Origin of the sequence: Photorhabdus cinerea, assembly GCF_011189575.1 — a bacterium.
In the GTDB taxonomy this organism is placed as follows: Bacteria; Pseudomonadota; Gammaproteobacteria; order Enterobacterales; family Enterobacteriaceae; genus Photorhabdus; species Photorhabdus cinerea.
Genome location: NZ_PUJW01000015.1, coordinates 63,088 through 89,496, shown reverse-complemented (window position 1 = coordinate 89,496; position 26,409 = coordinate 63,088). Strand labels below are relative to the sequence as shown.

22 protein-coding genes and 1 pseudogene are annotated in these 26,409 nt (G+C 39.4%); 5 read left to right on the top strand and 18 right to left on the bottom strand.

Features of this window, described 5'->3' with window-relative positions:
- The first annotated feature begins 126 nt into the window (after nt 1-126).
- Nucleotides 127-1,014 (top strand): hypothetical protein, encoded by an 888-nt coding sequence (locus C5469_RS15185; RefSeq protein WP_166308294.1) that lies wholly within the window; start codon nt 127-129, stop codon nt 1,012-1,014.
- A 378-nt stretch (nt 1,015-1,392) separates the two neighbouring features.
- Here the strand turns inward: C5469_RS15185 and C5469_RS15180 are convergent, their stop codons facing one another.
- The 3 genes and pseudogenes from C5469_RS15180 to C5469_RS15170 all read right to left on the bottom strand — a co-directional run.
- Nucleotides 1,393-2,040: a bifunctional 4-hydroxy-2-oxoglutarate aldolase/2-dehydro-3-deoxy-phosphogluconate aldolase gene (locus C5469_RS15180; protein ID WP_166308292.1), complete on the bottom strand. Its 648-nt coding sequence runs from the start codon at nt 2,038-2,040 to the stop codon at nt 1,393-1,395.
- Nucleotides 2,024-3,001: a sugar kinase gene (locus C5469_RS15175; protein WP_166308290.1), complete on the bottom strand. Its 978-nt coding sequence runs from the start codon at nt 2,999-3,001 to the stop codon at nt 2,024-2,026. Before C5469_RS15175 ends, C5469_RS15180 begins: the two co-directional genes overlap by 17 nt.
- A 139-nt stretch (nt 3,002-3,140) precedes the next feature.
- Nucleotides 3,141-3,209: pseudogene (locus C5469_RS15170) on the bottom strand (IS200/IS605 family transposase); the annotation flags it as partial.
- A 74-nt stretch (nt 3,210-3,283) separates the two neighbouring features.
- On the opposite strand from C5469_RS15170, the gene C5469_RS15165 reads away from it, so the two are divergent.
- The gene (locus C5469_RS15165) at nt 3,284-4,489 is read left to right on the top strand and encodes an RNA-guided endonuclease InsQ/TnpB family protein (protein WP_166308287.1); all 1,206 of its coding nucleotides are present in this window, start codon (nt 3,284-3,286) and stop codon (nt 4,487-4,489) included.
- Nucleotides 4,490-4,572: 83 nt separating this feature from the next.
- Here the strand turns inward: C5469_RS15165 and C5469_RS15160 are convergent, their stop codons facing one another.
- Genes C5469_RS15160 through C5469_RS15150 form a run of 3 tightly spaced genes read right to left on the bottom strand, consistent with a single transcriptional unit; the run spans nt 4,573 to nt 7,909 of the window.
- Entirely contained in the window at nt 4,573-6,030 is a 1,458-nt protein-coding gene (locus C5469_RS15160) for a fructuronate reductase (protein WP_166308284.1), read from the bottom strand.
- A 38-nt stretch (nt 6,031-6,068) separates the two neighbouring features.
- Complete coding sequence (locus C5469_RS15155) at nt 6,069-7,370, bottom strand: TRAP transporter large permease (RefSeq protein ID WP_036839621.1); 1,302 nt, start codon at nt 7,368-7,370, stop codon at nt 6,069-6,071.
- Between the two features lie 32 nt (nt 7,371-7,402).
- Nucleotides 7,403-7,909, bottom strand: a complete 507-nt coding sequence (locus C5469_RS15150) for a TRAP transporter small permease (protein ID WP_166308281.1) — start codon at nt 7,907-7,909, stop codon at nt 7,403-7,405.
- A 329-nt stretch (nt 7,910-8,238) separates the two neighbouring features.
- Here C5469_RS15150 and C5469_RS15145 point away from each other — a divergent pair, with 329 nt between their 5' ends.
- The 3 genes from C5469_RS15145 to uxuA all read left to right on the top strand — a co-directional run bounded on the left by C5469_RS15145 (nt 8,239) and on the right by uxuA (nt 11,515).
- Entirely contained in the window at nt 8,239-9,219 is a 981-nt protein-coding gene (locus C5469_RS15145; RefSeq protein WP_166308278.1) for a TRAP transporter substrate-binding protein, read from the top strand.
- A 119-nt stretch (nt 9,220-9,338) separates the two neighbouring features.
- Nucleotides 9,339-10,100, top strand: a complete 762-nt coding sequence (locus tag C5469_RS15140; protein WP_166308391.1) for an FCD domain-containing protein — start codon at nt 9,339-9,341, stop codon at nt 10,098-10,100.
- 227 nt (nt 10,101-10,327) lie between these two features.
- Complete coding sequence (uxuA, locus tag C5469_RS15135) at nt 10,328-11,515, top strand: mannonate dehydratase (RefSeq protein ID WP_166308276.1); 1,188 nt, start codon at nt 10,328-10,330, stop codon at nt 11,513-11,515.
- A 187-nt stretch (nt 11,516-11,702) separates the two neighbouring features.
- On the opposite strand, the gene C5469_RS15130 is transcribed toward uxuA, so the two are convergent.
- The 12 genes from C5469_RS15130 to C5469_RS15075 form a co-directional block, all read right to left on the bottom strand.
- Nucleotides 11,703-11,882, bottom strand: a complete 180-nt coding sequence (locus tag C5469_RS15130) for a hypothetical protein (protein WP_166308273.1) — start codon at nt 11,880-11,882, stop codon at nt 11,703-11,705.
- A 30-nt stretch (nt 11,883-11,912) separates the two neighbouring features.
- Nucleotides 11,913-12,659, bottom strand: a complete 747-nt coding sequence (locus C5469_RS15125) for a deaminase (RefSeq protein WP_242689485.1) — start codon at nt 12,657-12,659, stop codon at nt 11,913-11,915.
- A gap of 471 nt (nt 12,660-13,130) precedes the next feature.
- Nucleotides 13,131-14,726, bottom strand: a complete 1,596-nt coding sequence (locus tag C5469_RS15120) for a serine hydrolase domain-containing protein (RefSeq protein WP_166308270.1) — start codon at nt 14,724-14,726, stop codon at nt 13,131-13,133.
- 116 nt (nt 14,727-14,842) lie between these two features.
- On the bottom strand, nt 14,843-16,444 hold the full coding sequence (locus C5469_RS15115; RefSeq protein WP_166308267.1) for a serine hydrolase domain-containing protein: 1,602 nt from the start codon (nt 16,442-16,444) through the stop codon (nt 14,843-14,845).
- Between the two features lie 212 nt (nt 16,445-16,656).
- Nucleotides 16,657-17,538 carry a DMT family transporter gene (locus tag C5469_RS15110; RefSeq protein ID WP_166308264.1) on the bottom strand — a complete coding sequence of 294 codons (882 nt, stop codon included), beginning with the start codon at nt 17,536-17,538 and terminating at the stop codon, nt 16,657-16,659.
- 306 nt (nt 17,539-17,844) lie between these two features.
- On the bottom strand, nt 17,845-18,711 hold the full coding sequence (locus C5469_RS15105; protein ID WP_207629070.1) for a 2OG-Fe(II)-dependent halogenase WelO5 family protein: 867 nt from the start codon (nt 18,709-18,711) through the stop codon (nt 17,845-17,847).
- A gap of 63 nt (nt 18,712-18,774) precedes the next feature.
- Nucleotides 18,775-19,731, bottom strand: coding sequence for a fatty acid desaturase family protein (locus tag C5469_RS15100; protein ID WP_166308261.1), 957 nt, complete (start codon nt 19,729-19,731; stop codon nt 18,775-18,777).
- A gap of 243 nt (nt 19,732-19,974) precedes the next feature.
- Nucleotides 19,975-20,112: a hypothetical protein gene (locus C5469_RS15095; protein ID WP_166308258.1), complete on the bottom strand. Its 138-nt coding sequence runs from the start codon at nt 20,110-20,112 to the stop codon at nt 19,975-19,977.
- 650 nt (nt 20,113-20,762) lie between these two features.
- Nucleotides 20,763-22,358, bottom strand: a complete 1,596-nt coding sequence (locus C5469_RS15090; protein ID WP_166308256.1) for a serine hydrolase domain-containing protein — start codon at nt 22,356-22,358, stop codon at nt 20,763-20,765.
- A gap of 366 nt (nt 22,359-22,724) precedes the next feature.
- Nucleotides 22,725-23,825 (bottom strand): amidinotransferase, encoded by a 1,101-nt coding sequence (locus C5469_RS15085; RefSeq protein WP_166308253.1) that lies wholly within the window; start codon nt 23,823-23,825, stop codon nt 22,725-22,727.
- Nucleotides 23,826-24,567: 742 nt separating this feature from the next.
- Nucleotides 24,568-24,870 (bottom strand): hypothetical protein, encoded by a 303-nt coding sequence (locus tag C5469_RS15080; protein ID WP_166308250.1) that lies wholly within the window; start codon nt 24,868-24,870, stop codon nt 24,568-24,570.
- An 804-nt stretch (nt 24,871-25,674) separates the two neighbouring features.
- Nucleotides 25,675-25,980 (bottom strand): Cro/Cl family transcriptional regulator, encoded by a 306-nt coding sequence (locus C5469_RS15075; RefSeq protein ID WP_166308247.1) that lies wholly within the window; start codon nt 25,978-25,980, stop codon nt 25,675-25,677.
- Between the last annotated feature and the right edge of the window lie 429 nt (nt 25,981-26,409).

Below are 26,409 nucleotides of genomic sequence, written 5' to 3'. Positions count from 1 at the left end.
AAGATGCATCGCGACGGCAAGGGAACGAATCCCCGGGAGCATAGCGAACTATGTGACCGGGGTAAGCGAGTTCAGTCAACAAAGAGGCAACTTGAAAGATAACGGGTATAACTAGCGAGATGTTACATGACTACAGATATAAATATTGATGAACTCTTAAAAGCAGAAGCTTCATTTATGCTAGGAGCCCTGACGTTAGAATCTCACATTATCGGGGTTATGAAGTATGAAGATGGCACCATTTTGATAGCCCAGGATAGTCCATTTTATCCTAAAAACTATAACTGGCCGGATCAATTATATGATAATGGAATAGTTTCAATAGGTAATAAAAAACTTGCCGTAACAAAAGTTTACACCGCAGGTCTTTTCAATGATCATTTATATATAGATCAGGAAATAACGAAACAAGCAACGTCGCCAGAAAAAATCATTCCAGCACACTATATACCTGACTTACAAGAATTTTCTGAACGAGACCTGATAGGAAAAACAGTCACTTTATCTGTGAATTATGAAACAAGATACAGGGTAAGTGCCGCACACTCTATGGCGCATTTTATGTCTCTTGCATTAAACAAAGCAACAAATCATATATGGTCTAAAGTGTACGATACCGATGATTTGGGAAATTATAATTTAGATAAAGCCGCAATTTACCAATCTTCAATCACAGAACTTAAATCAGTGGATATTTACCGCTTTGGTAAATCACTTAAAAAGAAGGGGTTCGATAAAAATATATTAATTGAAAATCTGGATAAAATTAATAGAGAAGTGAATAGTACACTTAATAATTGGCTAACCCAAGGAGCAGAAATCACTGTCGAATATAAATCGAAAGAGATCAGTGATACCAGATTATGGAAATCGACTATTGACTCCACAGTAGTCACTATTCCATGTGGCGGCACACATATAAATAATATTAATGAAGTCAAAGAGGTAAATGTTGAAATAAAGATCGGTGAATCTATTGATTTTATTCAAGTAACAACTAATTGCGAAATATAGAACTGCGAATCTTTCCCTGATTTATCTCTATATACCCTATGGATTTCAAGATGGATCGCGACGGCAAGGGAGCGAATCCCCGGGAGCATAGATAACGATGTGACCGGGGTGAGTGAGTGCAGCCAGCAAAGAGGCAACTTGAAAGATAACAGGTATATACCTATATCCTTTTTATCTTAATATAACACTGGCCCCAAACAGGGCCATGATTAGTGAAGGAATGTTCAAAGTTACCACAAGAAATATTTCTTTTTTGAATGTGTAAAATTTATTACATTTTTCACCTGATGAGACCAAAAATCCTTTATTCTCAAAGCGAGGAAAGGCCAAAGTGACTTATCGAGAGTGTAGCGTTGTTAACTCAAGGCCCGCTGATGATTAATCCATCCGGTTGTTAATACCATTCACCAAAGCCACCGCTTCGCGAGTCAAGCGGCCAATTTCCTGCCAATTCTGACTGTCCACCAGCGCTTTACTGACCATCCATGAACCACCGCATGCCACAATGCGCGGTACAGCAAGGTAATCACAGATATTCTTCAGCCCTATTCCCCCAGTAGGCATAATTTGCAGTTCAGTATAAGGTGCCAATATTGCTTTAATCATTGGCAAACCACCGGAAGGTTCTGCCGGGAAGAATTTCAGTAGTTTCAGCCCCAATTCCATTGCACCTTCAATCGCACTTGGGTTATTCACACCTGGAATAATCGGAATATTCAATTCCTGACAGGCTTTGACCGTATTTGGATTAAAACCCGGGGAAACGATAAAAGTGGCCCCCGCTTGTTTCGCCGCCATCACTTGCTCACGATTCAGAACTGTTCCTGCACCAATCAGCATATTCGGCTGAGCCTCTCTCAGCAGACGAATCGCTTCTGCCGCTGCCGCAGAACGAAAAGTAATTTCCGCTACCGGCAAACCATTGTCAGCAAGTGCCTTACCCAACGGAATAATATCTTCTGCTCGATCAACAGCAATCACCGGGACAATTTTTAACTGGCGTAACTGCTCAATCATTTGTTTCATCTATTTGTCCTCTGTTGTTAAAAAAACAATCAGTTACTGTCTTAGTAATACCAATTGGAATAATCGCCCCTTTATGCTGAATGACGATACCCGCAAGACGATGCCCCATGATTGCCGCTTGTTTTATCGGGCAACCCATTAGATATCCAGCCAGAAACCCGGCGTTAAAAGCATCTCCCGCAGCCGTGGTATCGACCACTTTAGCAACCGGCTCCGTTGGGATCAGTTCAATCGGAGTATCCTGTACCAAATGCTGATAATAACAACCAACTGCCCCAGTTTTAACAATAGCTTCTTTAACCCCCACCCGTTTGAGGCGAGCCATGGTTTCTGTCACCGATTTATCCCCCCACAGATTACATTCATCTTCATCTGTCACCAGTGCCAGTGAGGTAAAAGAGAGTAATTTCTGATAGCAGGCTTGGGCTTCTGCCACACTTTCCCATAATGCTGGGCGGTAATTACTGTCAAAGACGATGGTTTTTCCTTGCTCAGCCAGTTCAGCCAACAGATTCAGTAACTTTTCACGATCATCGGTAGGCAAGATAGCCAAACTGATGCCACTGAGATAAATAGCATCCATCTGCTGCAACGATTGAATAACAGAAAAGAAATCAGGATGGCGAACCATATAACGAGCGGCGGAATCATTACGCCAGTACAGAAAGGTACGCTCTCCTTGTTCATCAAGCTGAATCAGATACAACCCCGGCTGATGAGCTGGATCACGTAACACCAGATGCGTATAAATGCCCTCATCTTGCCAACGTTTGATCATTCCTTCACTGAGTAAGTCCATTCCCAACGCAGTCACAAAATTGACAGCAATTTTCTGTTGGCTTGCTCGTGCTAAATAAACCGCACTGTTCAGTGCATCACCACCAAAAGTCTGATGCATAGTGCCGAAAGGCGCGCCATTAAGTTCAATCATACATTCACCAAGGAACGCAATCTGCTTCATGGGTTTTCTCCCGGCAAAGCAAAATAACGGCGGGCGTTATTAAAGCAAATATCCTCAACCATCTTTTCCTCCAAAGGGTACTCCCGCCGACATAAGGCGGGAGGGGAATTTAGACGGGCTCGAAAAACCCGAAGAATCATCAGCCACGCTGATGCTGAATATACTGTTTAACCCCTTCCAACGGCGCATCACCGCACGAACCCGCAAAATTTGTATTTTTGCATTGAAATTAACCGGATATTCCGTAGGATAGCGAACAAAATGACGACATACTGAATGCCCATGCTCATCCTGAAAGCCTACAAATTCAGACTCGAACCTACAGTAGCACAGTCGCAGCGTCTGCGGCAGTTGTGCGGTTGTGCCCGTTTTATCTGGAATTACGGGCTTGCCGAAACGCAACGCATTCTGGGCTCGGGTGGCAGGCTCCCTTCAGCCTTTGAGCTGAACCGGATGCTCACCGGATGGAAAAAAATGCCGGAGCATGCCTTCTTACAGGCCGCCTACACCGATAATCTTCAGCAGAAGCTTAAAGACTTACACGGCGCCTGGCAGCGCTGTTTTGATAAAACACTGGCGGCAAAAGCGCCTGTATTTAAAAGGAAAAATGACGGTCGTGATTCGGTCCGTTTTGTTAACTTTGAAAAATATTGTCGGCTTGAGAGCCGACGTGTCAAGCTCCCGGCGGGTCTTGGCTGGATGAAGTTCAGGCCGTCACGGGATGTCAGCGGGAAAATCAAAAATGCGACCCTCAGCCAGCAGGCAGGTCACTGGTTCATCTCATTGCAGGTGGAAATTGATGTCCCGGCACCGCAGCATCAATCCACCTCAATCGTGGGGCTGGATGCAGGCGTGGCCAAACTAGCCACACTCTCAGACGGCACCATTTTCGAGCCGGTTACCCGTTTTAAAACCCGTCAGCGCCATCTAAGCCGAAAAGTGAAGTTCAGCGCTAACTGGCAGAAACAGAAACGAAAAATTCAGCGCCTGCACGCGCATATTGCCAATATTCGCCGCGACTATCTTCACAAGACCACCACGACAATCAGCAAAAACCACGCGATGATAGTGATTGAGGATTTGAAAGTGAAAAATATGTCGAAATCAGCGGCAGGCACGCTGGCGCTGCCTGGACGGAACGTGAGGGCTAAATCCGGTTTAAACCGCTCTATATTGGATCAGGGCTGGTACGAAATGCGTCGTCAGCTTGAGTACAAACAACGCTGGCGCGGAGGTCAAGTGTTAGCCGTCCCGCCGGCCTATACCAGCCAGCGGTGCGCCTGCTGTGGTTATACAGCGAAAGCAAACCGCCGGTCACAAAGCCAATTCGTCTGTCAGGAATGCGGATATACCGCGAACGCCGATATAAATGGCGCTCGTAACATCTTAGCGGCAGGGCATGCCGTGCTGGCCTGTAGAGGGAGGGTGCAGTCAGGCCGCCCGTTGAAGCAGGAACCGGACACTGAGCGATCAGCAGTCACCCACTAACGGGGATCCCCCTCCTGAGTCACAAAGTGCGAAGGTGGGGGAGGATGTCAATTATAGTGATCCCCTTTTTCCTGTTCCCCCGTTCAGAATACTGCCACCGCCCGACGAGCGCCGCAATCTAGTAATTGCTGGTAAGCTTCAGTAACTGCCCGGACAAAATGCGGATTGGCTGACAATGGATTACCAAAAGCAGCCAACAATGCAGGCACCACATCAATAGATACCCCATACTTCTGGTAAATAGATTTAAATTGCTCTACTAGTGGATCACGCACATCAATCAATTTGTCTTGCTCATCTTTACCGCTGACATAACGCATCCATCCGGCGATACCTAAAGCCAGGTGAGGATAATCGCTGCCATTGGTCAGGTGATAAGTCACAGAGTCCAACATACGCTGTGGTAATTTCTGGCTGCCATCCATTGCTATCTGCCAAGTCTGGTGTTTAAGGCTGGGATTACTGAAACGCTCAATCAGCAGATGGGCATATTGGGAAAGATCTGTTCCTATCGGCATCGTCAGAGTTGGTGCTTGTTCTTGCAACATCAAATCCAAAACGGCTTGCCGGTAATCGGGATTAACCATCGTATCAGCAATATGTGCATACCCTCCCAGATAGCCCAGATAAGCCAAAAATGAGTGACTACCGTTTAGCATCCGTAATTTCATGGTTTCAAAAGGCACAACATCTTTAACGAATTGTGCCCCTGCTAAATCCCAATTTGGGCGGCCATTGGCAAAATTATCTTCAATCACCCACTGACGGAAAGGTTCACAGGTGATTGCACAGGGATCATATACACCTAACTGTTCGGCAATCTCCCCCAACGATTCTGATGTCGCGGCAGGAACAATGCGGTCAACCATTGTACATGGGAAAGTCACATTCAATTCAATCCACTGTGCCAGTTTTTCATCACGCAAACGGGCAAAACCCACCACCGCTTCACGGGCAACATTGCCATTCTCTCTAACATTGTCGCAGGACATCACCGTCAGCGGCGGTAAACCACGTTCATAACGCAGGCGAAGCGCTTCAACAATATAGCCAATAGCGGATGTTGGTGCGGTTGGGTTGGCTAAATCTTGTTGAATCAACGCATTATTTTCATCCAGCTTACCGCTGGCTATATCGGTACAATAACCTTTTTCAGTGATTGTCAGAGAGATAATCGCAACCTGCGGCTGTGCCATGGTTTCCAGAATACCTTGCTGACCAACAAACTCAGGATGCAAAGCATCAACCATAGAACCAATAATTTTCAGCTCAGTTTTTTCTGCCCCTTTTTCCGCAATGGTACACAAGCAATCCTGATCTTTAAGTTGCTGAATCAACGTATGGCCGGAGAATAAACTGACTTCACAAATTCCCCAATCACTGTTTGTTTTTTCCAGCATATGATGCGTAAAAACTGCCTGATGTGCCCTATGAAACGCGCCACACCCCAGATGAACAATACGGGCAACCAACCTTTTACGATCATAGGAAGGGCAAGAAATAGCAGAGTTGATTTTGCAATTGGCTATATTGCGAATCATGGAACAATTCCTTTTTAAAACGCAAATTACCTGAATAATTAGTAATTCAGTAACATCTTAGGCAACCACAGACTCAGCTGTGGCATAAAAGTCACCAGCATCAAGGCGATAATCAAAGCGCAGTACATTGGCACCAGCGGTTTCAAGACCTGATTAATGCTGACCTCACCAATGGAACAGCCAACAAATAGCGCACTCCCTACCGGCGGCGTACAGATACCAATAGCCAGATTAAAGGTCATAATGATGCCGAAGTGTACCGGATCAACCCCCATATTCTGCGCCACAGGCAGAAAAATCGGCGTAAAAATCAGAATCGCCGGGGTCATATCCATAAAGGTTCCAACCAGCAACAGAATGATATTAATGACCAGCAGAATAACCAGCGGGTTTTCCGAAACCACCATCAATGCATCAGCAATCAGATAGGGCAAATCAGCATTTGCCATTGCCCAAGACATTCCCATTGATGCACCAATCAGCAACAGAACAATGGAAGTGGTCACAGCAGAATCCAAAATGATTTTTGGCAGTTTGGTGATACTGACTTCACGATAAATCAGGACTGCCAGTACAAAGCTATACAACACTGCAATCGCGGAAGCTTCTGTCGCGGTAAAAATACCGGCAATGATACCGCCCATAATAACCACAATCAGCATCAGAGAAGGCAATGCGCGAACCAAAGTGATAAAAAATTCGTTCCACGTGGGCCTTGGTGAGACTGGATAGCCACGGCGTTTAGCAATAATTGCCGCCACTATCATCAGAGATACCCCCATCAGAATGCCAGGAATATAACCAGCGAGAAACAGGGCGGCAATGGATGTACCACCAGAAACCAGTGAATAAACAATCAAGGTATTACTGGGCGGGATCAACAAACCAGCAGGACAGGAAGCAATGTTGACAGCGGCAGAATACTCCGGTTCATAACCCTCTTTTTTCTGCATTGGCGCCATCGTTCCGCCGACTGCCGCAGCAGATGCCACCGCAGAACCCGAAATCGCACCGAAAAACATATTCGCCATAATATTGACGTGAACCAGTGAACCGGGCAAGCGACCACCAATAACTTTTGCCAGATTAATCAACCGGGTAGCAATTCCCCCCTGATTCATAATATTTCCCGCCAAAATAAAGAACGGAATAGCCAGTAAAGAGAAGTTATCAACACCCGCAGCCATACGTTGAGCGACAACAGTAATAGCCGCTTCCATTGGTAGCGTCATCATAATGGCCAGTAATGATGACAAACTAATCGCAAAGGATACCGGGACACCCAGTGCCAGTAATACCGCGAAACTACCAAACAAAGCTAAAACAACTTGCCAATCCATAAGCTCATCCCCTTCTGTCTTGTCTGGTGATTTCAATAATTTTCTGAAACGGTGGTATCTTTGCCTGAAAAATTCTGAATAAGAGCAACGCTATCTACCAGTGCATAGAAGATTATCAGAACACCGCTGATTGGCAGACATAAGTAGACATATCCCATCTGTAACCCCAACGCGGGAGTGATTTGCCCAGTTTCAAGCGTCGAGATAGCCAGTACCGATCCGCCATACACCAGCACCACGGAAGCAAACAGAGCAATCAAGGTCTGTATAACTAAACCCACAATATTTTTACCTACCCCCTTAAGTTTCATGGCTAACAAGTCGATAGCTAAGTGGCGGTGTTGGCCTGTGGTATATGCCGCGCCAATCATGGCGACCCACATAAACAGATAACGGGCAAATTCATCCGTTACCGTACTCGGCGTACCAAGCACATAGCGGGAAACTACTTGCCATGTAACACAAAACACCAAAAAAGTGGAAAGGCAGATTGTAAAAAATGCCAAACCTTTATTGATGCAATCCACAAGGTTTTTCATGGGGCTTGTCCTTTTATTGATCTTAACGAAATTGATCTTAACGGAATTGACCTTAACGGATGCCATATTTGGTCAACCAGATAATGGAAAACTGCTTGACCAAAGTAAGTAAAGAGAACGCTACGCCACCTGGATTATAAGATCCAGGTCAAAAAAACATCCAGTGAGCAGGATCACAAACTGACTGGTTCACTAGCTGACACGATTATTTTGTGATATTGGTCAACCAAATGGCATTTACTTTTTGACGACAGCAGAAGTGGTGCTTATGGTTTGGCCGTCAGTTCAGTTGTGCCCGTAACCTATTTACAGCAATTGGAGAACGAACAATGAACAATTCTAAGCGTATTTTATGTACTGTAATCGGGGCGATATTTACCCTAGGAGCATCACAAGTCATGGCAGTGACAACATTAAAACTCAGCCATAACCATAACCGCGATCACGCAGTACACAAGGCAATGACTCAGTTTGCTGATGAAGTTCGCCAAAAAACAAATGGTGATGTTCGTATTCGGATCTATCCAGATGCACAATTAGGTAATCAACGGGAATCCATGGAGCTGATGCAAAATGGTGCGTTGGATTTAGTCAAATCTAATGCCGCAGAGCTGGAAGCTTTCTCACCAGCTTATTCCGCTTTTAATCTGCCTTATTTATTCCGCGATAAAGCACACTACGAAAAAATCAAAAATGGAGAAATTGGTAAAGAGATCCTCGCTTCCAGCAAAAACCGCGGGTTTGTTGGCATAACCTACTATGAAGCAGGTGCACGCAGCTTCTACGCCCAAAAACCCCTTCGTACTCCCGCAGATCTCAAAGGTATGAAGATCCGAGTACAACCTAGTCCAACAGCCATTTCAATGGTGAAAAACTTGGGAGGTAATCCAACACCTTTGGCTTACGGCGAATTGTATACTGCTCTGCAACAGGGAGTTGTCGATGCTGCGGAAAATAACATTCCCTCTTTCAGCCTGAGCCGTCACAGTGAAGTTGCAAGATATTTCTCACTGGATAAACACACGATGGTGCCAGATGTATTAGTTATTTCTAATAAATCTCTCAATAAGTTGTCATCAGAACAACAAAAAATTCTCATGAATGCTGCAATCAACTCCTCGGAATATATGACGAAATTATGGGAAAAATCAGAGGCGAGGGAACGCCAAAATGCAGAAAAAATTGGGGTTAAATTTATTGATGTCGATAAAAAGTCATTTGAAGAAGCCGTCAAACCTATGTACGACGACATCAGGAAAAATGACCCGATACTTTACCGTATGGTAGAGCGCATTCGCGCAGTAAAATAATCATCATAGGTGAAGGTCATTTGGCCTTCACCCTGAAATGGTGTTTTTGGTTGACCAATTCCTGTTTTTGACTATGATCCATACAATTAATAGATAATCATCGTAATGGTAGTCACATGATGAAGCATTTACTTGAGTCAAAACGTCCTTACCAAGAAGTCGGCATTTCATTAAGGCAGATGATTGCTAATCAGCAATATCACATCGGGGATCGCTTACCACCCGAACGGGAACTTGCTGAATTATTAGGGGTTTCCAGAACCGTTGTTCGTGAAGCATTAATTATGCTCGAACTGGAAAATCTGATCGAAGTCCGTAAAGGTTCCGGGGTCTATATTATCAGTCTCCCTCAGCTGTTGCCTGCCTCTGCATGCTCAATCAATGCAGCAGGGCCTTTTGAGCTATTACAGGCTCGTCAACTATTGGAAAGTAATATTGCCGAATTTGCCGCAATGCAAGTGACACCAAACGACATTGCTAATATGCGTCGAGCATTGAAAAGAGAATCCGAAGATTTGGTTTCTGGTGAAGATGAATCCGGTGACAGAGAATTCCATCTGGCAATTGCTGAAGCAACACATAACAGCATGTTAGTTGAACTACTTAAACAATCCTGGGCTTGGCGGGAAAATAATCCCATGTGGCTGAAACTCCACACCCGAATCACGGACAAAGATTACCGTAAAGAGTGGTTGCATGATCATCAGATCATTTTCTCCGCCATGATCAAAAAAGATCCGGCTGCTGCTAAACAGGCAATGTGGCAACATTTGGAGAATGTGAAATTACGTTTACTGGAACTGTCTGATATTGATGATCCCTATTTCGACGGTTATCTCTTTAATTCGTATCCCTATGAAATAACAAAGAGACGTAATTAATTTAAAGCAGCAGCTTGAAAGATGAAGGGTATATACCCAATAGATTTCAAGTTGCAGCGCGGCGGCAAGAGAACGCATCCCCAGGAGCATAGATAACTATGTGACTGGGGTAAGTGAACGCAGCCAACAAAGAAGCAACTTGAAAGATGAAGGGTATAAATAAGTTTTTATATCCAGTTATTCTGATCACTACTTTTCATTATGAATTTGTGCAAAGGTAAATAACAATGGAACAAACTTGGCGTTGGTTCGGCCCAAATGACCCTGTTTCTTTAGATGATATCCGCCAAGCTGGTGCAACCGGCATCGTTACCGCGTTGCATCATATTCCTAACGGACATGTTTGGCATAAAGACGAAATCTTGGCTCGTAAAACCCTTATCGAAAATAAAGGACTTATCTGGTCAGTTGTTGAAAGTGTACCTGTCCATGAAGAAATTAAAACTCAGACCGGTCACTATCAACAATGGATTAATAACTATAAAACTTCACTAAAAAATTTGGCGGAATGTGGCATCAATACCGTTTGCTATAATTTTATGCCCGTGCTGGATTGGACACGTACTGATCTTGAGTACTTACTCCCTGATGGTTCTAAAGCCCTGAGTTTTGATCAAATTGCCTTTGCCGCGTTTGAGATCTATATCCTCAAACGCGCTAATGCAGTAGCTGATTACACCGCTGAAGAACAAGCTCAGGCAAAAATCTATTACAACAATATGTCTGCTAATGATATTAGAAAACTGGCTACTAATATTATTGCCGGTCTGCCGGGGGCCGAAGAGGGCTATACGTTAGCAGAATTTCAAGCGCAATTGGATCGCTACCAAGATATTACCCGCGATAAACTGCGTGAACATTTGGCTTATTTCCTGCACCAGATTGTTCCCGTGTGTGAAGAATATGGTTTACGTCTGGCAATACACCCGGATGATCCACCTCGTCCTATTCTGGGCTTACCACGTATTATTTCCACTATTGAAGATATTGAATGGCTGACCACCATTGAACCAAACCCGGTTAACGGCATTACCATGTGTACCGGTTCCTACGGTGTTCGTAGTGACAATGATTTGGTTGAGATGATTAAGCGCTATGGCAACCGAATCTATTTCACTCACCTGCGCTCCACCCAACGGGAAGAAAACAGCAAAACTTTCCATGAGGCCGCGCATCTGGCTGGTGATGTGGACATGTATAACGTAGTGATGGAAATCCTGCGTGAAGAATATCGCCGCAAAGCGGCTGGAGATAACCGTTTAATCCCAATGCGCCCTGACCACGGCCATCAAATAATTGATGATCTAAAAAAACAAACTAATCCCGGTTATTCCTGTATTGGCCGTTTAAAAGGTTTGGCCGAAATTCGCGGTCTGGAATTAGGTTTAAGGCGAGCGTTTTTTGAAAAAAAATAATGAGTTCGAGTTATTCACTATATTTACTAGTAACCCTAAAAAGGGTTACTTTTTATATTTATCCACATCGATGTAATTATCAGGGTGTTGAAATAAAACCTTACTCTATTATTTTAATTAGTTTTATAACAGTCAGAAAACAGAAAACCATTATCAAGTTCTCTGTTTTTCAATAAGTAAGAATAAGTTATACTAATTTGTTTTTAGTAAAATCTTCATAACCTCCAGGTTTTAACGCAATATTATCTCTACGGGATATATACGGGTTACGAGGAGTTCTTAATCCAACTTTTTTCCAATCTGGCCATTGATCAACTACTTTTCTCATTTCAGCTAAATAAGCTAGAAATTCTTCTTTCTCAGTCATTTTTTTAACTCCTCTATTAAGTTATCCACGTTAATTACTGATTGTGCCTCTCTTTCTATATAGGATAATGGTAGCATCTTCATTTTTTCTTTTTATTTTATATCCTATCCCCAGATTTGTTGAGAATAAATCAAAGAAACAACGAGGCCCAACCCCCACGAATGGCTCAAAAATCACTTTATTATCAGAAATCTCTTCTTCAGGTGTTGAAATAGAATCAGGATGAAAATCAAAAGCTTTGCTTTTAGGATAAGGTTCAATATAGACAACTCGTTTTATACCACTAACAACGATATGTTTTGCACAATTATGACAAGGGAATGTAGTACAATACAATATCCCATTATGAGTACTAATATTACTTCTTGCACATGTCAAGATGGCCTCCATTTCAGCATGCACAACTCTTCCATATTCAGTAATATCTTTTATCTTACTTTTGAGAATATATTCCTTAAATACTTCCTTTTCCTCATCTGGAATATCTTTAAGTATATCCTCAACAATCAATCTTTTCTCTTTCGCGTTTGAATCTTCACCTACCTTATAATCTCTACCATTTTCAATATCTTCAATTGAATCTCCGACATAATCAGGCCAATATAATCCTCCACCGAATTGTGGTACATCATTAGCACCAGTTGAGATTATGTTCTTATCTTTCGTTAATACAGCACCAACTAACCCAATAACGACCTCAGAATCAAAATCATAAGATATCTGACCATCTTCAGATGAAGGTGTTTTATTGTTATTAATTATGTTAAATATTTCCATTCATTATTGTTTTAATTTGTTTAAAATAACGTTAATTACATCTATAAAAAATGCAATATAACATTTAAAACAATATGATTTCGTCGATGAATATAAATGTTATATTTACTTTACCCTGTATATTATGATTTAAGCTTTTTCCTAATACCAGATTAGATAACATGAACCAATATTACATAATTTACCATTTATCACACATTTATCCCGCTTTATTGCCATAAAAATTAAATCGTATCTCTAATTAGAGAGAAGAGTGTATTCTTAATGCATTGGAGATCGATGGGAATATAAACCAAAAACAAACCATGAAGCAATCAAAATATAAAAATAATAACAGACAGGCAGAACCTAGCCATAATAGTCCTGCCTGGAAATAAATAGATTAGATAGAAAATATCTTTATGCTCTCAATCGAATCTCTTCATTCTACAAAAAAATATTATCTTTAATTCATATTTACAGCCTTATCAATTAAACTGGGACAAATTCTATCTTCCAACAACGTGCATCATTGACATAAAGACGAGGTTCATTTGTATCAGAGTCAAATTTAAAATCAATAATCAGTTCTGTGGCCTGAGAAAAATAACTATTATCGTAAACCCACCGTAAAGCTTCTTTTTTTCCGGGTAAAATAACCGCATCAATATAAATCTCGCCACTAGATACTTCAATATTGATAATCGATTCTGTTTCGTGATTATAATAACGTCCTGACAATAGCTGAATATCGATATCACCTTTATCAATCATCTTTTTCAAATAAAAAACATTGCCATTTTCATCAATTTGTTCCAGTGCGATAACATCATCATTTTCAATGACGGGTCTGAACCGGAATTCTCCTCCCTTTTCCTGGAATGTCCCATCAGCGTTAAAAATAATCGGATTGCCTTTCTCAAATAAATTACCTAATAAATAAGTATCTTCCTTGGTAATAATATAGGGATAGGGATCAACCCCTTTGAACATACCGGTGATATCAATATCACTGGTTAAGCAATGCGGTTTTTCTGGCTCAATATGGGTGGTGTTAAACAATATATCAATATGCAGATCCACCCACTTACTCACCTCAACACCTGTTGCTGCAATAATCGCAATACCTAATTTAGCATCCGGTAAAATACAAACATGAGATTTAAAACCACCATAGGAACCACCGTGTTGTATTATCTTTTGCCCTTCGCGTTGGCTAATAATAAAACCGTAGGCATAATTATTACGATTGCCATTGGTTAAATCTGGTGTACGGGATAAATGAGGCAACATATCCCGAACAATCGATGGTGAATAAAATGCTTTCATCCAGCGACATAAATCACTCACTGTAGAACGAAGCCCTGCACTACCTATAGTTGAATCGTTGTGATCATATCTCATCCATTGATTTGAATCTTCGTTATAGACATAACCTATTGCCCGATCAGAGATAATCTCAGTAACCTCATCATAGAAAGAAGTATTATTCATCTTTAATGGGATAAAAATATTTTCTTTCGCATATTCCCTTAACGATTTACCAGAAACCACTTTGATGATTTCCGCCAACAAATTATAGCCCATATTACTATATAGAAAACGCTCTCCCGGTGTGAAATTAAGTACTTGTTGCCGTTGAATGAGTTTTCTCAATAAATCTATATTACGATGGTCAAAATCTGAATTTTTACCTGCCAAGCCATAAGGAAGATATTTATCCCGTAATCCACTGGTATGATGAATAAGATGCTCAATGGTAATATCAGAGAAATGTGCCGGGAAATAATCTACATATTTCCCAACTTTATCCTTGACGTTGAGCTTTCCTTCTTTTTCTAGCAAGGAAATACAAAAAGCCGTGAATTGTTTTGAAACACTCGCCATATAGAATTTCGTATTTGGGGTTATAGCAGCAGCATGTTCAATGCTAGCTTGCCCGATATAGCGCTTATAAATGGTTTCATTTCCGTGGGTAACAGCAATCGCGAGGGCGCCGCCATTTTTCTTATTTTCAATATCAACCAACTCGTTTATTTTTTTGAGAAACAATTTAATATTATTTGTAGATATTGCCAATTCCATCATGAATTTCCTTATTTAAGGTTATAAAACAGGCAAAATATAAATATAATCGTTCTGCCTGGAACAAAGTGTATCTAATAAAAAATATCTTCAAGCTCTCCTGTCCTGCTAAGGCAATGTTATCTCCTATCAATTAGAACGAACTCTATCCTCCAACAGCGTGCATCATTGATATAGAGACGTGGTTTATTAGTATCAGGATCTAATTCAAAATCAATAATCAGTCCAGCACCAGGAGAGAAATAACTATTCCCGTAAATCCGCCGTAAGACTTCTTTTTTACCTGGATAAACTATTCCATCAATATCAACCCCATTACCAGAAACAGAAATAACCAGCGTTGCTTCTGTTTCATGGCTATAATAACGTCCTGACAATAGCTGAATATCGACACCACCATCATCAACTTGCTTTTTAAGATAAAACACATTGCCATTTTCATCAATCTGTTCCAATGCAATAACACTGTCTTTTTCAATAATGGGTCTGAACCGGATTTTACCGCCTTTCCCCTGGAATGTACCGTCAGAGTTAAAGACTACTGGGTTACTGTTTTCTAACAAATTACTTAACAAATAAACATCTTCTTTGGTAATAATATAAGGATAAGGCTCTCTCCCTCGGAAAATACCAGTGATATCAATATCACTGGTTAGACAATGCGGTTTTTCTGGCTCAATATCAGTGTTAAACAATATATCAATATTCTTATCCACCCATTTAGCAACATTAACATTTGTTGCAGAAGTAATAGCAATACCTAATTTAGCATCTGGTAAAATAACAATATTAGCTCTGAAGCCAGCATAAGTACCACTGTGTTGTATTATCCTTTGCCCTTCGTGTTGGTCGATATCAAAACCGTAAGCATACTTATTGCGATTTCCATTGATTAAATCTGGTGTACGAGATAATTGAGGCAACAGATCCTGAACAATAGATGGCGAATAAAATGCTCTAATCCAACGACACAAATCATTCACAGTGGAATGAACCGCTGCACTACCTACCACAGAATTGTTGATATCGCTTCTTATCCACTGGTGTGAATCTTCGTTATAAGTGTAACCCATCGCCCGATTAGGGATAATCTCGGTTATATCGTCACAAATAACGGTATCTTTCATCTTTAATGGGGCAAAAACATTTTCTTCTGCATATTTTCTCAGCGTCTGACCTGAAACCACACTGATTATTTCTCCCAAAAAATGATAGCCCGTGTTGCTATAAAGATGATATTCCCCTAGGGTAAAGCTAAGTATCTGTTGCCGTTGAGTCAGTTTTCTTACTAAATCAGCATTGCAGTAATCAAAATCTGAGTTTTTACCTGCCAGATTATAAAGTAAAAATGTATCCCGTAACCCGCTGGTATGGTGAATAAGATGCTCAATGGTAATATCAGAAAAACGCGCAGGAAAATCATCCAAATATTGTCCGACCTTATCCTTAACGTTGAGCTTTCCTTCTTTCTCCAACAAAGCAATACAAAAAGCTGTGAATTGTTTTGAGGCACTCGCCAAATAGAATTTAGTATTTGGCTGTATAGCAACAGCATGTTCAATGCTGGCTTGTCCAATATGGCGCTGATAAATCGTTTCATCACCGAAGGTAACAGCAACAGCGAGAGCCCCACCCTTTTTTTTATCTTCAATATTAACCAATTCGTCTATTTTATTAATAAACAATTTAATATTATCTATAGATATCGCTGATTCCATCATTAATTCCCTAATAATTTAACGTGATACAAATATGACATATATATGCAATTTGGTAATACGACATATGCGGGCAGTACTGTAAGATGGAAATAGACAACATACAAATGATAATGATTGTCATTTAATATATAAGGAGCAATACAAAGTAACTGAGGTGCTTAAGTCCACAAGGGGACTGCTGCCAGGCTGTAATCAGCCTGGCAAATACACGTTTATTCAGTGGAAAGCGATATTTTCTTTGTACGAAAGACCAAGATCAGCCCAGACAAGATGGCAACCATACCCAGTACACTTAAAGCAGGCAACGAATTTCCCAAAAACAAATAGTCCATTACAGCCGTAACCCCAGGAACAAGATAAAACAGACTGGTCACATTCACTAAATTACCCGCCTGAATAAGCCGGTAAAGTAATAGTTGAGCCACAACAGAAATGACTAATCCAAGCCATAACAACGAAATAATAAAGCCAGGCACCAGCTGAAATTCAAAAGGCTGAAAAGGAATAAACAGTAAGCAAAGCAGTAGGCTAACACCATATTGTAGAGGTAAAACTACAGAAGGAGCTTGATGAATTCGTTTCTGTAAAATCGCACCGATACTCATACAAGCTAGTGCTGCCAAAGCAAAAGTAATACCGGCCAGAGAAAATCGGGACAGCACGAGACTTTGATACACCACTAATATCAAACCCAGCAACGCTAACAATAAACCCGCCAAACGTACAGCCGAAAAACGTCGCTCGATGACTAACAATGTAATAATCGGTTGAATTCCCATCACTGTCGCCAGAACTCCGGGGGTAATTCCATTATCCAGCGCGAAAAAATAACAAATAGAATAACCACCGATTAGCAGAACGCCGGTACTGGCTACTTGTTTACGCGTACCCTGTTCAGGCAGGAAATGGCCCTTACGCCCGAACAATAATCCAAGAAATATCAAAGAAATAAGCGCAACCGCAAAACGCATTGAGAGAATGGCAAACGCGGTACTGTGGTCAAGTCCCCACCGCGAAAAAATCGCACCACTGCTCCACAACAAAACAAACAGCAAAGTCGAGCCATAAGAGACCCATAGGGCTTTAGAAATCATCGGAATCACACCTGTCTTACGTTTTAGCTAAGCCAGCACAACCAAATCTGGCAATACGTTGCATGCAAACCATCTCTCAGAGACGAGAGTATTACAAGGGGGTGGGGGTGGCGGTGGAGCTGGGGGAGAAGTGAAAACATGCATGTACACATCTACGGCTGTTAATGCTAAGCCAGCAGATGCAATCAGTGTACATGCAAGTATTGACATAGTATGCGTCTTACAACATTTTACATTAGTCATTTAAATGTAGATGCATATCTCACTATGGTCAAATATCTATGGAACTATTTTCAATATCATGACTTATGTCCACCAGATAAGATCACCATTTTGCTGCACGCCCATAAAACAAGTCACAAGCAATCGTCGTTCTGGTGCAGATATAACATTACCATTCAGTACTGCATGTATTAAATTTCCATTCAGCAATACCAAATCCCCCGCCTCAATATTGATCACCATGTTTGCATGATTTTCCAATAACTCTGCTGGATAGGGAAAACCACTGTAAGTTAAACCAAGGGCACTACGTGATTGGTTGTCAGGTTGAATATTCCATACTTTTAATTGCCCTCCATTTTGGGGAACGTCAGCGTAAAAATTTACCGCCATGACACGATTAATTTGTTGGACCTCAAAATCGCTCTGACGTGGATCGCTCAACTGTGCAAGATCATCATGAGGTAATAACAGAAATTCACCGAAATTATTCCAATACACAATTTTTACATTACCCGCAGCAACACCATGATACATGGCAGGACGCGTTACCTGTGGGTTATCCCCACTAAAATGCGTTATTTGCTCTATGAAACGATCAATTGGATTGATCGTATCCTGGAAAACCTCACTAATTGCCGGGCGGAAATTTTCTACTTCTTCTATATATTGGCGGGTATTTTTTTCAATATGGGATGCCCCGATAAAATATCCCTCAACACCATCAATACCATCTCCGTAACGGGGAGTAAGTGCTGAAGAACGCCAAAAATTCTCAATTATTTTCTTTCTTTGTTCCGGTAAAAGAAAATGACTAATCCGGCAAGCAGCAAGATGACCATCCAGAAGATCAGAAACTGCATTTATAGATATATTATTTGATGTTTCGTATACAATAAATTCTGACTTTGCCAGCATTGTTCCTCTAATACCGAATTTTTCTTGCATCATAGCAGACTCCTTTAATCGTGAATTCGTCGGACTCGCCATAAAGCCAAGAATAATTACCTGGAACTATTCTTGGTTTATAGATCTATGCAGTAAAGGTCTACGTTTGTGTAAAAAACCCAAGATTGCAGGTACTGGGCTGACAACTCTTTCCTGTGCTGAAAGCTTAGTTGAATATTTCTTACGTAGATTAGGTAACAACTTCCAATGAGTGTCACCTGAAATATGATGTTCTTGATGATAACCATCATTAAACATCAATAAATTATAAATCCTCCCATAATAACTGACTGAATTTGCAAATCTATTCTCTGGCTGTGCACCATAATGCTCATAATAGTTTTGTATATTAACCAAGATAAAAGCAAAACAGAGAGAGGGTAAATAGCAAAATAACGCCCATTTCCATGATAAGGTGAATAAGATAATAACCCACACTGCTTGAAATAACCTATCTAATCTCAATTGCCATAACTCTTTAAGTTTCCTCGCCTTGTCTTTCGAAAGGAGTTTTTCATATCCTTTATCAACGTTGCTAAGCGGTTTATGCCAGATAAATACAGCCCAAAACATACGAACAAAACTGTTATATAGAGTAAATATTCCACCAAGGACAGAATAGTTCCAAAGAGTACTATGCTCCCCTATTTCTTTTCCATTTATAAAAGTAGAAGACGTATCCTGTGGCCCATTTTCACCTACTCCCCGGTCGTTATTATATTTATGGTGATTACGAACATGGGACAGATGATAAGCCTGTACAGACTGTCCAATATTCATTGAATTCAGTATAGACACAAATATATTCATGGTACGAGAAACAAACCAAGGAGTATGAGTGAAAAAATGTGATATCACTATTACGTTGTAGGTTGTCATCAGTGTCAGCAGCACAATATTACCTAACCAACCCATAATAGTGAAATTATCCCAATATACAACCAGAGTAACAGTAGCTACCACATGCAATATACTTAATGTAAACATTACCGCATCCCAAGAAGAATGTTTCCAGATGCCCATAGCTGCTCCTAGTTAAAATAAGATTGTAAACTTCCGCGTCGCTTTACATCCAATGTTGCACAATGGAAATAAACCGAAAGAATTAAAATCCCTGAAATTACATAGAATCGGAATAAACCCCCAACGTTTTATTGCAACGATCCTTGGTTCATCCTACATTTCAACAATCACCTGATTAGTGAATCTTTAACACCTTTTCTGGATTAATCATCAGTTTCCTAAATGCTATATACCCAATGGATTTCAAGATGGATCGCGACGGCAAGGGAGCGAATCCCCGGGAGCATAGATAACTCGGTGACCGGGGTGAGTGAGTGCCGCCAACAAAGAGGCAACTTGAAAGATAACAGGTATAGGAACAAATATAGCATCAATATGCATAGATTGATCATCATTAAATTCAAAAGCGTGAATACGATAATAATTACCTAAATGACGCTGAAGTCATTCGAAATCATTCTGACGTTACCAACAATACCAGCAATAACCGCCTCAAGAAGGTCCATTCGGTAAAAGAATTCACTGAAGAAGACATTTCATTATTACGATCTATTAGATATGTCATCTCCTGACATTTGAATATTATGTCGCTTTGAGACTGTAACAACGGTATTAATTACTCGCTTAGTACCATCAATAGTGACCTCTCATAAAAATTCAATTTAAAAATCATAACATCGGTTATTTAAAACAGTATAAGACTATTAAAAATTTATTTTTTCATTAATAATATATGGACATTTAATTTTATAAAAATTCAAACTTAAACAGAGTTATCATTATTTCCATGAATAATTAAATGGCTATTTACTAATAAGTACAATTTTTCAGAAAGCACATACTTTTCCATAACCTGTTAGTATGATGAATAAGATATGAATGGTAATGCCAGAGAATTCTATTGGGAAATTAATTTAGTCACATTGGGTCAGGAATATAACTATTCTAACCTGGATGATTATGCTCTCATATAATCCACTCAATTCTACCAGAGAAATGCTATTCTCCATTCGTGTTTACAACACTATCAACTAAACTGCGCCGAACTCCACCTTCCAGCACCGTGGATCGCTGATATAGAGATGAGGTTTATTCGTATCAGAATCCAACTCAAAATCGATAACAAACTTCGTCACCGGGGAGAAATAACTATTAGCATAACCCCGACGTAAAACCTCTTTTCTTTCAGGAGAAAAAATCGCATCAATATAAATATCACCATCAGACACTGCAATAACAAGCGTCGCTTCGGTTTCATGACTATAATAACGCCCTAACAATTGCTGAATATCGATATAACCTTCATCGAGCATCTTTTCAAAATAAAGAACATTCCCGTTCTCACTAATCTGTTCCAGTGCAATAACACTCTCACTTTCAAGGATGGGTCTGAATCGAATTTTACTTCCTACTTCATGGAATGTACCGTCATGGCTAAAGATAATCGGGTTACCTTTTTCGAATAAATTACCTAATAAATAGCAATCTTCCTTGGTAATAATATAAGGATAAGGATCTTTCCCTCGGAAAATACCGGAGATATCGATATCACTGGTTAGGCAATGCGGTTTTTCTGGCACAATAATATCAATGTTAAACAATATATCAAGACACCGGTTAACCCATTTAACAACATCAATACCTGTCGCCGCAGTAATAGCGATACCTAATTTCGCATCTGGCAAAATACAAACTTCTGATCTAAAGCCGGCAGAGGAGCCATCGTGTCGTATTATCTTTTGCCCATCACGGTAGTCGATAACAAAACCATAGGCATATTTATTACGATTACCATTGGTTAAATCCGGCGTACGAGATAACAGAGGAAGCAAATCTTGAACAATAGATGGGGAATAAAATGCTCTCATCCAACGACACAAATCATTCATAATAGAATGAACACCTGAAGCACCGACTACTGAGTCGTTAAGATCATCTCTTATCCACAGGTTCGTACTCTCGTCATAGATGTAACCCATCGCCCGATTAGAGATAATCTCAGTTACGTCATCATAGAAACAAGTATCCTTCATCTTTAATGGGACAAAAACATTTTCTTCTGCATATTTTCTCAACGGCTGGCCTGAAACCACTCGAACAATTTCCGCCAGCAAATTATAGCCCGTGTTGCTATAAAGATAGAATGTCCCCGGCGTGAAGTTAAGCACTTGTTGCCGTTGGGCCAGTTTTCTCACCAAATTAACATTGCGGTGGTCAAAGTTCGAATTTTTACCGACCAATCGATAAAGCATAAATTCATCCCGTAACCCGCTGGTATGATGAATAAGATGTTCAATGGTAATATCAGAGAAGTGCGCAGGAAAGTAATCCAAATATTTCCCGACCTTATCCTTGATACAGAGCTTTCCTTCGTTTTCCAGTAAGGCAATGCAAAAAGCGGTGAATTGCTTTGAAACACTCGCTAAATAAAATTTAGTGCCAGGATTTATAGCAACAGCATGTTCAATACTGGCCTGGCCGATATAACGCTCATAAATGATTTCATTCCCATGGATAACAGCCGCCGCCAGTGCACCACCATTTTTTTTATTTTCAATATCAACCAGTTCGTTTATTTTCTTGAGAAAGAATTTAATATTGTTTGCAGATATCGCCGATTCCATCATTAATTTCCTCACTTAAGGTTAGACAAACAAAGTCTGGTGGAGCAGCTGGGGAGAAATGAAAAGATGCATGCACACCCCTACTGTGGTTAATACTAAATACTAACCTAGCAGAAACTAGTATGCATGCGAATAATAACATGGTATGTACGGTCTTCTAACATTTAATTTGATTATTTAAATGTAGATGCATATTTCACTATGGTCAAATATCTGTGAGCTATTTTCACTATCATAAGCACTTTTGCAATAGTGAAATTACGCCAATACACAACCAAACCAACGTAATAATGGCTATCCTAATGCAGGAAGCTTAATGTAAACATTACGCATTCCAATAAAAATATTTCCAGATAGCCATAGCTGCTTTTAGTCAAAATAAGATTGTAAACTTCCGCGTCGCCTTACATCTACGGTTGCACAATGGAAGGAACCACCGAAGGAGTTAAAATTCCTGAAATTACATGGAATCGGAGTAAAGCCCCAACGTTTCATCGCAGCGATCATGGGTTCATCCTGCTTTTCAACAATCACGCGATTCTCATCCAACATCAGAATGTTCATATTGATCCATTTACTGGTCATATACAACGGATGATCGTCAGGAATAATCGGCTCAGGGGCATGTAGCACATCCCATCCTTTAAACAGTTCAGGAATCTTTAACACCTTTTCTGGATTAATCAGCAGCTTCCCAGGTGCCATAGGAACAAATGTGGCATCAATATGCATAGGGCTATCATCGTTAAATTCAAAAACATGAATACGATAATCATCACCTATATGACGACGAAGCCATTCGATACCAAATTCATTCGTCACATGGCTCTTTTGCGCAATAATATCTCGCCCGCAACGAATAAAGTCCGCAGCATCAAATGTCGGTTCAAATTCAGTCACAGCAAGACGAGTACTATCCTTGCCGTCATCCTGATACCATTCGAAATCATATTGTTCATCTATCAACTGTGGTTTTGGCCCTGCGCTCCATCTCGCTCCTTGCTTAAAGTAATCTTTAAGTAGAGTTTTGTATGCCGCAGTTTCAAAATAACGGGAACGCCATGCCAAAGGGCACTCAATAATATCATCACCAATAACTAACAGGGCATCACGAGGCATGGCACAATATAGCCCTGTGCTGCTCCAACCGGGCGCCCCAAATACCTGAGATTGATCTTGAGGCTCAGGCCGACGTACTTTAATACCTTCACTTTCGAGAATATGAACAAACTCTTCTAACTCTCTGGACGCAGCCTCAATCCGCTCTTTTGGAAATGACCGACCAGCATTCCGTTGAAAAGTCGCAATCTGATTCGGTGGTAATACCGGCTCTATCGCCATATGCCAGCCAGGAAATCTGGCACCATCAACTACACCGACAATAACCTCCTCAAGCGGGTCCCATTCGTTAAAAGAATTAACTGGGGAAGAAATTTTACTATCACTATCGACTAAATTTGGATCAAGCATGTCTTCTCCTGATATCTGAATATTATGTCGCCTTAAAACTATATTCACTGTATTAATTGCGACCCTAACACCATCAATGGTGACTTCGTATGAAAAATTCAGTTTAAATATGGGGTAATGATTAATATGATGGCTCTACGTACTCCTACAATTTGAAAAATTAAATAACTATGATGCTTTCAGGTTTAATAAACCCGGAACTGAATTATAATGCTTTTATTAAAAACGGTAATACACAGTTGGGAATTCTATTTTTTCATCATAAAATATTAAATCATTGTAATAATATACGATAACAACATTATAATTCTACCGTGCTTTTATAAACCTAAAATTACGCCATAAATTCACCTGCCAACAATAATATATAGACATTTAAATTTGTAAAGGCATTAGATCTAAGCACTATGAAATAGAACACATGTTATTGTTTGCCTCAGTATTATTTACTTATAATAACATTAGCGAAGGTAAGTAAAGTGGGATTTATTTATGAGATATTGTTGTTTTATTTTTCAATGATCAATTGCAATAGAGGAAGGCAGAGCGATAATATTATCGCTCCACCTGAGTTAATTGCACTAATAGAAAGCTGCCTTTAGGATTTAAATAAGACCCACTTTATTCCACTAAAGAAATTATTTATATAGATAAAATTAATTTTAGTTACTCTAAAGAACTTTTCATTCCTTACATCCTATTAACAGATTATAATTATTCTATTAATACACAAAAAACTCTATCACTTTATAGTTATATGTTTTATAAAATTGTTAATTCCAGCACCAGGAACTACATTATCCACAGTTTCTACGTCTATAGAAAGCAACTTACTAGAAAAAGCCGCTAGCAACGTGTTATAAACTGTCACCCAATTCCTATATTCATCGTCTTTAGTCATATCCCAAAATATACCATAATCTTTAGCAGCACTAGAACCTTCCTGTATACTAACAACAACGTTTTGCGGTTTGTCAACATTAAAGGTCATATTTTGTACTTTACAATTAGACAGCTGTATTGCTTGGCCCATTTTAGCTTTCATTTCAAACTCCATAATGTAATAAATAAATTTATATTACCCAAGATACAGAACAACAAACTGTTTACTTGTGGAATATAAGATAGTGAGTACTTCTACTATAAAATCAGTATGCATTAATAGATCATCCACGCATCAGATATAGTAGTTAGCATTTTTAATACTACATTAATACTTTATCTAACACATATAACTATAGATGCCATTCATACGTTGTCAAATAAAGGTGATAGCTTAATTTTAAAATACGTCTACATTGTCACAAAAGACAAAAATGCAGATCTTCCATATGAGAATATTAATATATTAATAACTTTTTCCACATCTAACAGTTACATATATAAATTATAATAATATGGGTATTTATCACTCTCCTTAAAAAGATAAAATTATTGGTACAATCACAGAGTCAAAAAATAAATTATAGAAATTATAATCGATGTATTGATCGTATAACTATATGCCACTTTTCAGGCTATATTACTCATAGCTCTCCGCATTTAGATTAAACTAATAGTATGTAAAATAGAGATAGTTTAGTTTCCCTCTATATCATTATTACCACAGATAAATAAACTGCATTTATTTATCTGATATTATTCCTTTAATTCCATAACAATTCATTAAAATAGAAAAAGGCAGAACGATAATATTACCATTCTGCCTTTGACTAAGTGCATTTAGTAGAAAATATCTTTTTGAATTGAATAAAACCAGCTCTATCTGATTATATCTTTCAAACAAAATTCAATTACTCTACCGAATATATTATTCCATGCACTCATTCAGAGATTTAATAAATAATTATTAAATCTCCACACCTACTATATATTTTAGCTTAGCAAGCTTACTTTTTGCGACTCTTACTTTTACATCTGATTTTTCATGAAGAACACGTAAAAGAGACAGATAGAGCAGCACAATCTTCTCTTTATCTTTATCACCATCAACTAGTAATAGATGAAAATCTTCAATCACGCCTAAAATATTCAGGCTAACGATGACTGAACTGGGTGACAGAATATCAACGTTGACCTTCTCTACTTTACCCACTTTAAGCTCATCATCTACAATCAGCTCTTCATGTAACAGAATATCTTTTTTAATCATCATGATATAAACTCCGAGATTTAATGTAACTAATTGATAAATAACTTATATTATTCATAAATACAAACAATAGCTATTTATCTTGCCCATATAAAATTGTAACCATTTTCACTAGAAAACAAGTATACATCAGGAATTTATCCAGCATTTAGATAATATATACAGCATTTTTGATGCCATATTACTGCCTTATCTAATACATATAACTATAGATGCCATTAATGTATTGTCAATAAAATACAAAAATAAATTTAATTAATTTAAAATCAATATTTTATTAGCAAAAAATAAATAAAAAAGACATTACATCCTGTAATTAACATGATATATCGTTAATTTTTACCATCTAATATAATGACATACATAAATGATAATGAGAAATAACCCTAGAGTTCCCCTCTGTTATATAAAAGATAAAACCGAGAACATATA

Excerpts from the sequence above, each read along its gene's own strand:
- C5469_RS15185 (WP_166308294.1), top strand. The coding sequence starts at position 127 with ATGACTACAGATATAAATATTGATGAACTCTTAAAAGCAGAAGCTTCA.
- C5469_RS15180 (WP_166308292.1), bottom strand. The coding sequence starts at position 2,040 with ATGAAACAAATGATTGAGCAGTTACGCCAGTTAAAAATTGTCCCGGTG.
- C5469_RS15175 (WP_166308290.1), bottom strand. The coding sequence starts at position 3,001 with ATGAAGCAGATTGCGTTCCTTGGTGAATGTATGATTGAACTTAATGGC.
- C5469_RS15165 (WP_166308287.1), top strand. The coding sequence starts at position 3,284 with ATGCTCATCCTGAAAGCCTACAAATTCAGACTCGAACCTACAGTAGCA.
- C5469_RS15160 (WP_166308284.1), bottom strand. The coding sequence starts at position 6,030 with ATGATTCGCAATATAGCCAATTGCAAAATCAACTCTGCTATTTCTTGC.
- C5469_RS15155 (WP_036839621.1), bottom strand. The coding sequence starts at position 7,370 with ATGGATTGGCAAGTTGTTTTAGCTTTGTTTGGTAGTTTCGCGGTATTA.
- C5469_RS15150 (WP_166308281.1), bottom strand. The coding sequence starts at position 7,909 with ATGAAAAACCTTGTGGATTGCATCAATAAAGGTTTGGCATTTTTTACA.
- C5469_RS15145 (WP_166308278.1), top strand. The coding sequence starts at position 8,239 with ATGAACAATTCTAAGCGTATTTTATGTACTGTAATCGGGGCGATATTT.
- C5469_RS15140 (WP_166308391.1), top strand. The coding sequence starts at position 9,339 with ATGAAGCATTTACTTGAGTCAAAACGTCCTTACCAAGAAGTCGGCATT.
- uxuA (WP_166308276.1), top strand. The coding sequence starts at position 10,328 with ATGGAACAAACTTGGCGTTGGTTCGGCCCAAATGACCCTGTTTCTTTA.
- C5469_RS15130 (WP_166308273.1), bottom strand. The coding sequence starts at position 11,882 with ATGACTGAGAAAGAAGAATTTCTAGCTTATTTAGCTGAAATGAGAAAA.
- C5469_RS15125 (WP_242689485.1), bottom strand. The coding sequence starts at position 12,659 with ATGGAAATATTTAACATAATTAATAACAATAAAACACCTTCATCTGAA.
- C5469_RS15120 (WP_166308270.1), bottom strand. The coding sequence starts at position 14,726 with ATGATGGAATTGGCAATATCTACAAATAATATTAAATTGTTTCTCAAA.
- C5469_RS15115 (WP_166308267.1), bottom strand. The coding sequence starts at position 16,444 with ATGATGGAATCAGCGATATCTATAGATAATATTAAATTGTTTATTAAT.
- C5469_RS15110 (WP_166308264.1), bottom strand. The coding sequence starts at position 17,538 with ATGATTTCTAAAGCCCTATGGGTCTCTTATGGCTCGACTTTGCTGTTT.
- C5469_RS15105 (WP_207629070.1), bottom strand. The coding sequence starts at position 18,711 with ATGATGCAAGAAAAATTCGGTATTAGAGGAACAATGCTGGCAAAGTCA.
- C5469_RS15100 (WP_166308261.1), bottom strand. The coding sequence starts at position 19,731 with ATGGGCATCTGGAAACATTCTTCTTGGGATGCGGTAATGTTTACATTA.
- C5469_RS15095 (WP_166308258.1), bottom strand. The coding sequence starts at position 20,112 with ATGCATATTGATGCTATATTTGTTCCTATACCTGTTATCTTTCAAGTT.
- C5469_RS15090 (WP_166308256.1), bottom strand. The coding sequence starts at position 22,358 with ATGATGGAATCGGCGATATCTGCAAACAATATTAAATTCTTTCTCAAG.
- C5469_RS15085 (WP_166308253.1), bottom strand. The coding sequence starts at position 23,825 with ATGCTTGATCCAAATTTAGTCGATAGTGATAGTAAAATTTCTTCCCCA.
- C5469_RS15080 (WP_166308250.1), bottom strand. The coding sequence starts at position 24,870 with ATGAAAGCTAAAATGGGCCAAGCAATACAGCTGTCTAATTGTAAAGTA.
- C5469_RS15075 (WP_166308247.1), bottom strand. The coding sequence starts at position 25,980 with ATGATGATTAAAAAAGATATTCTGTTACATGAAGAGCTGATTGTAGAT.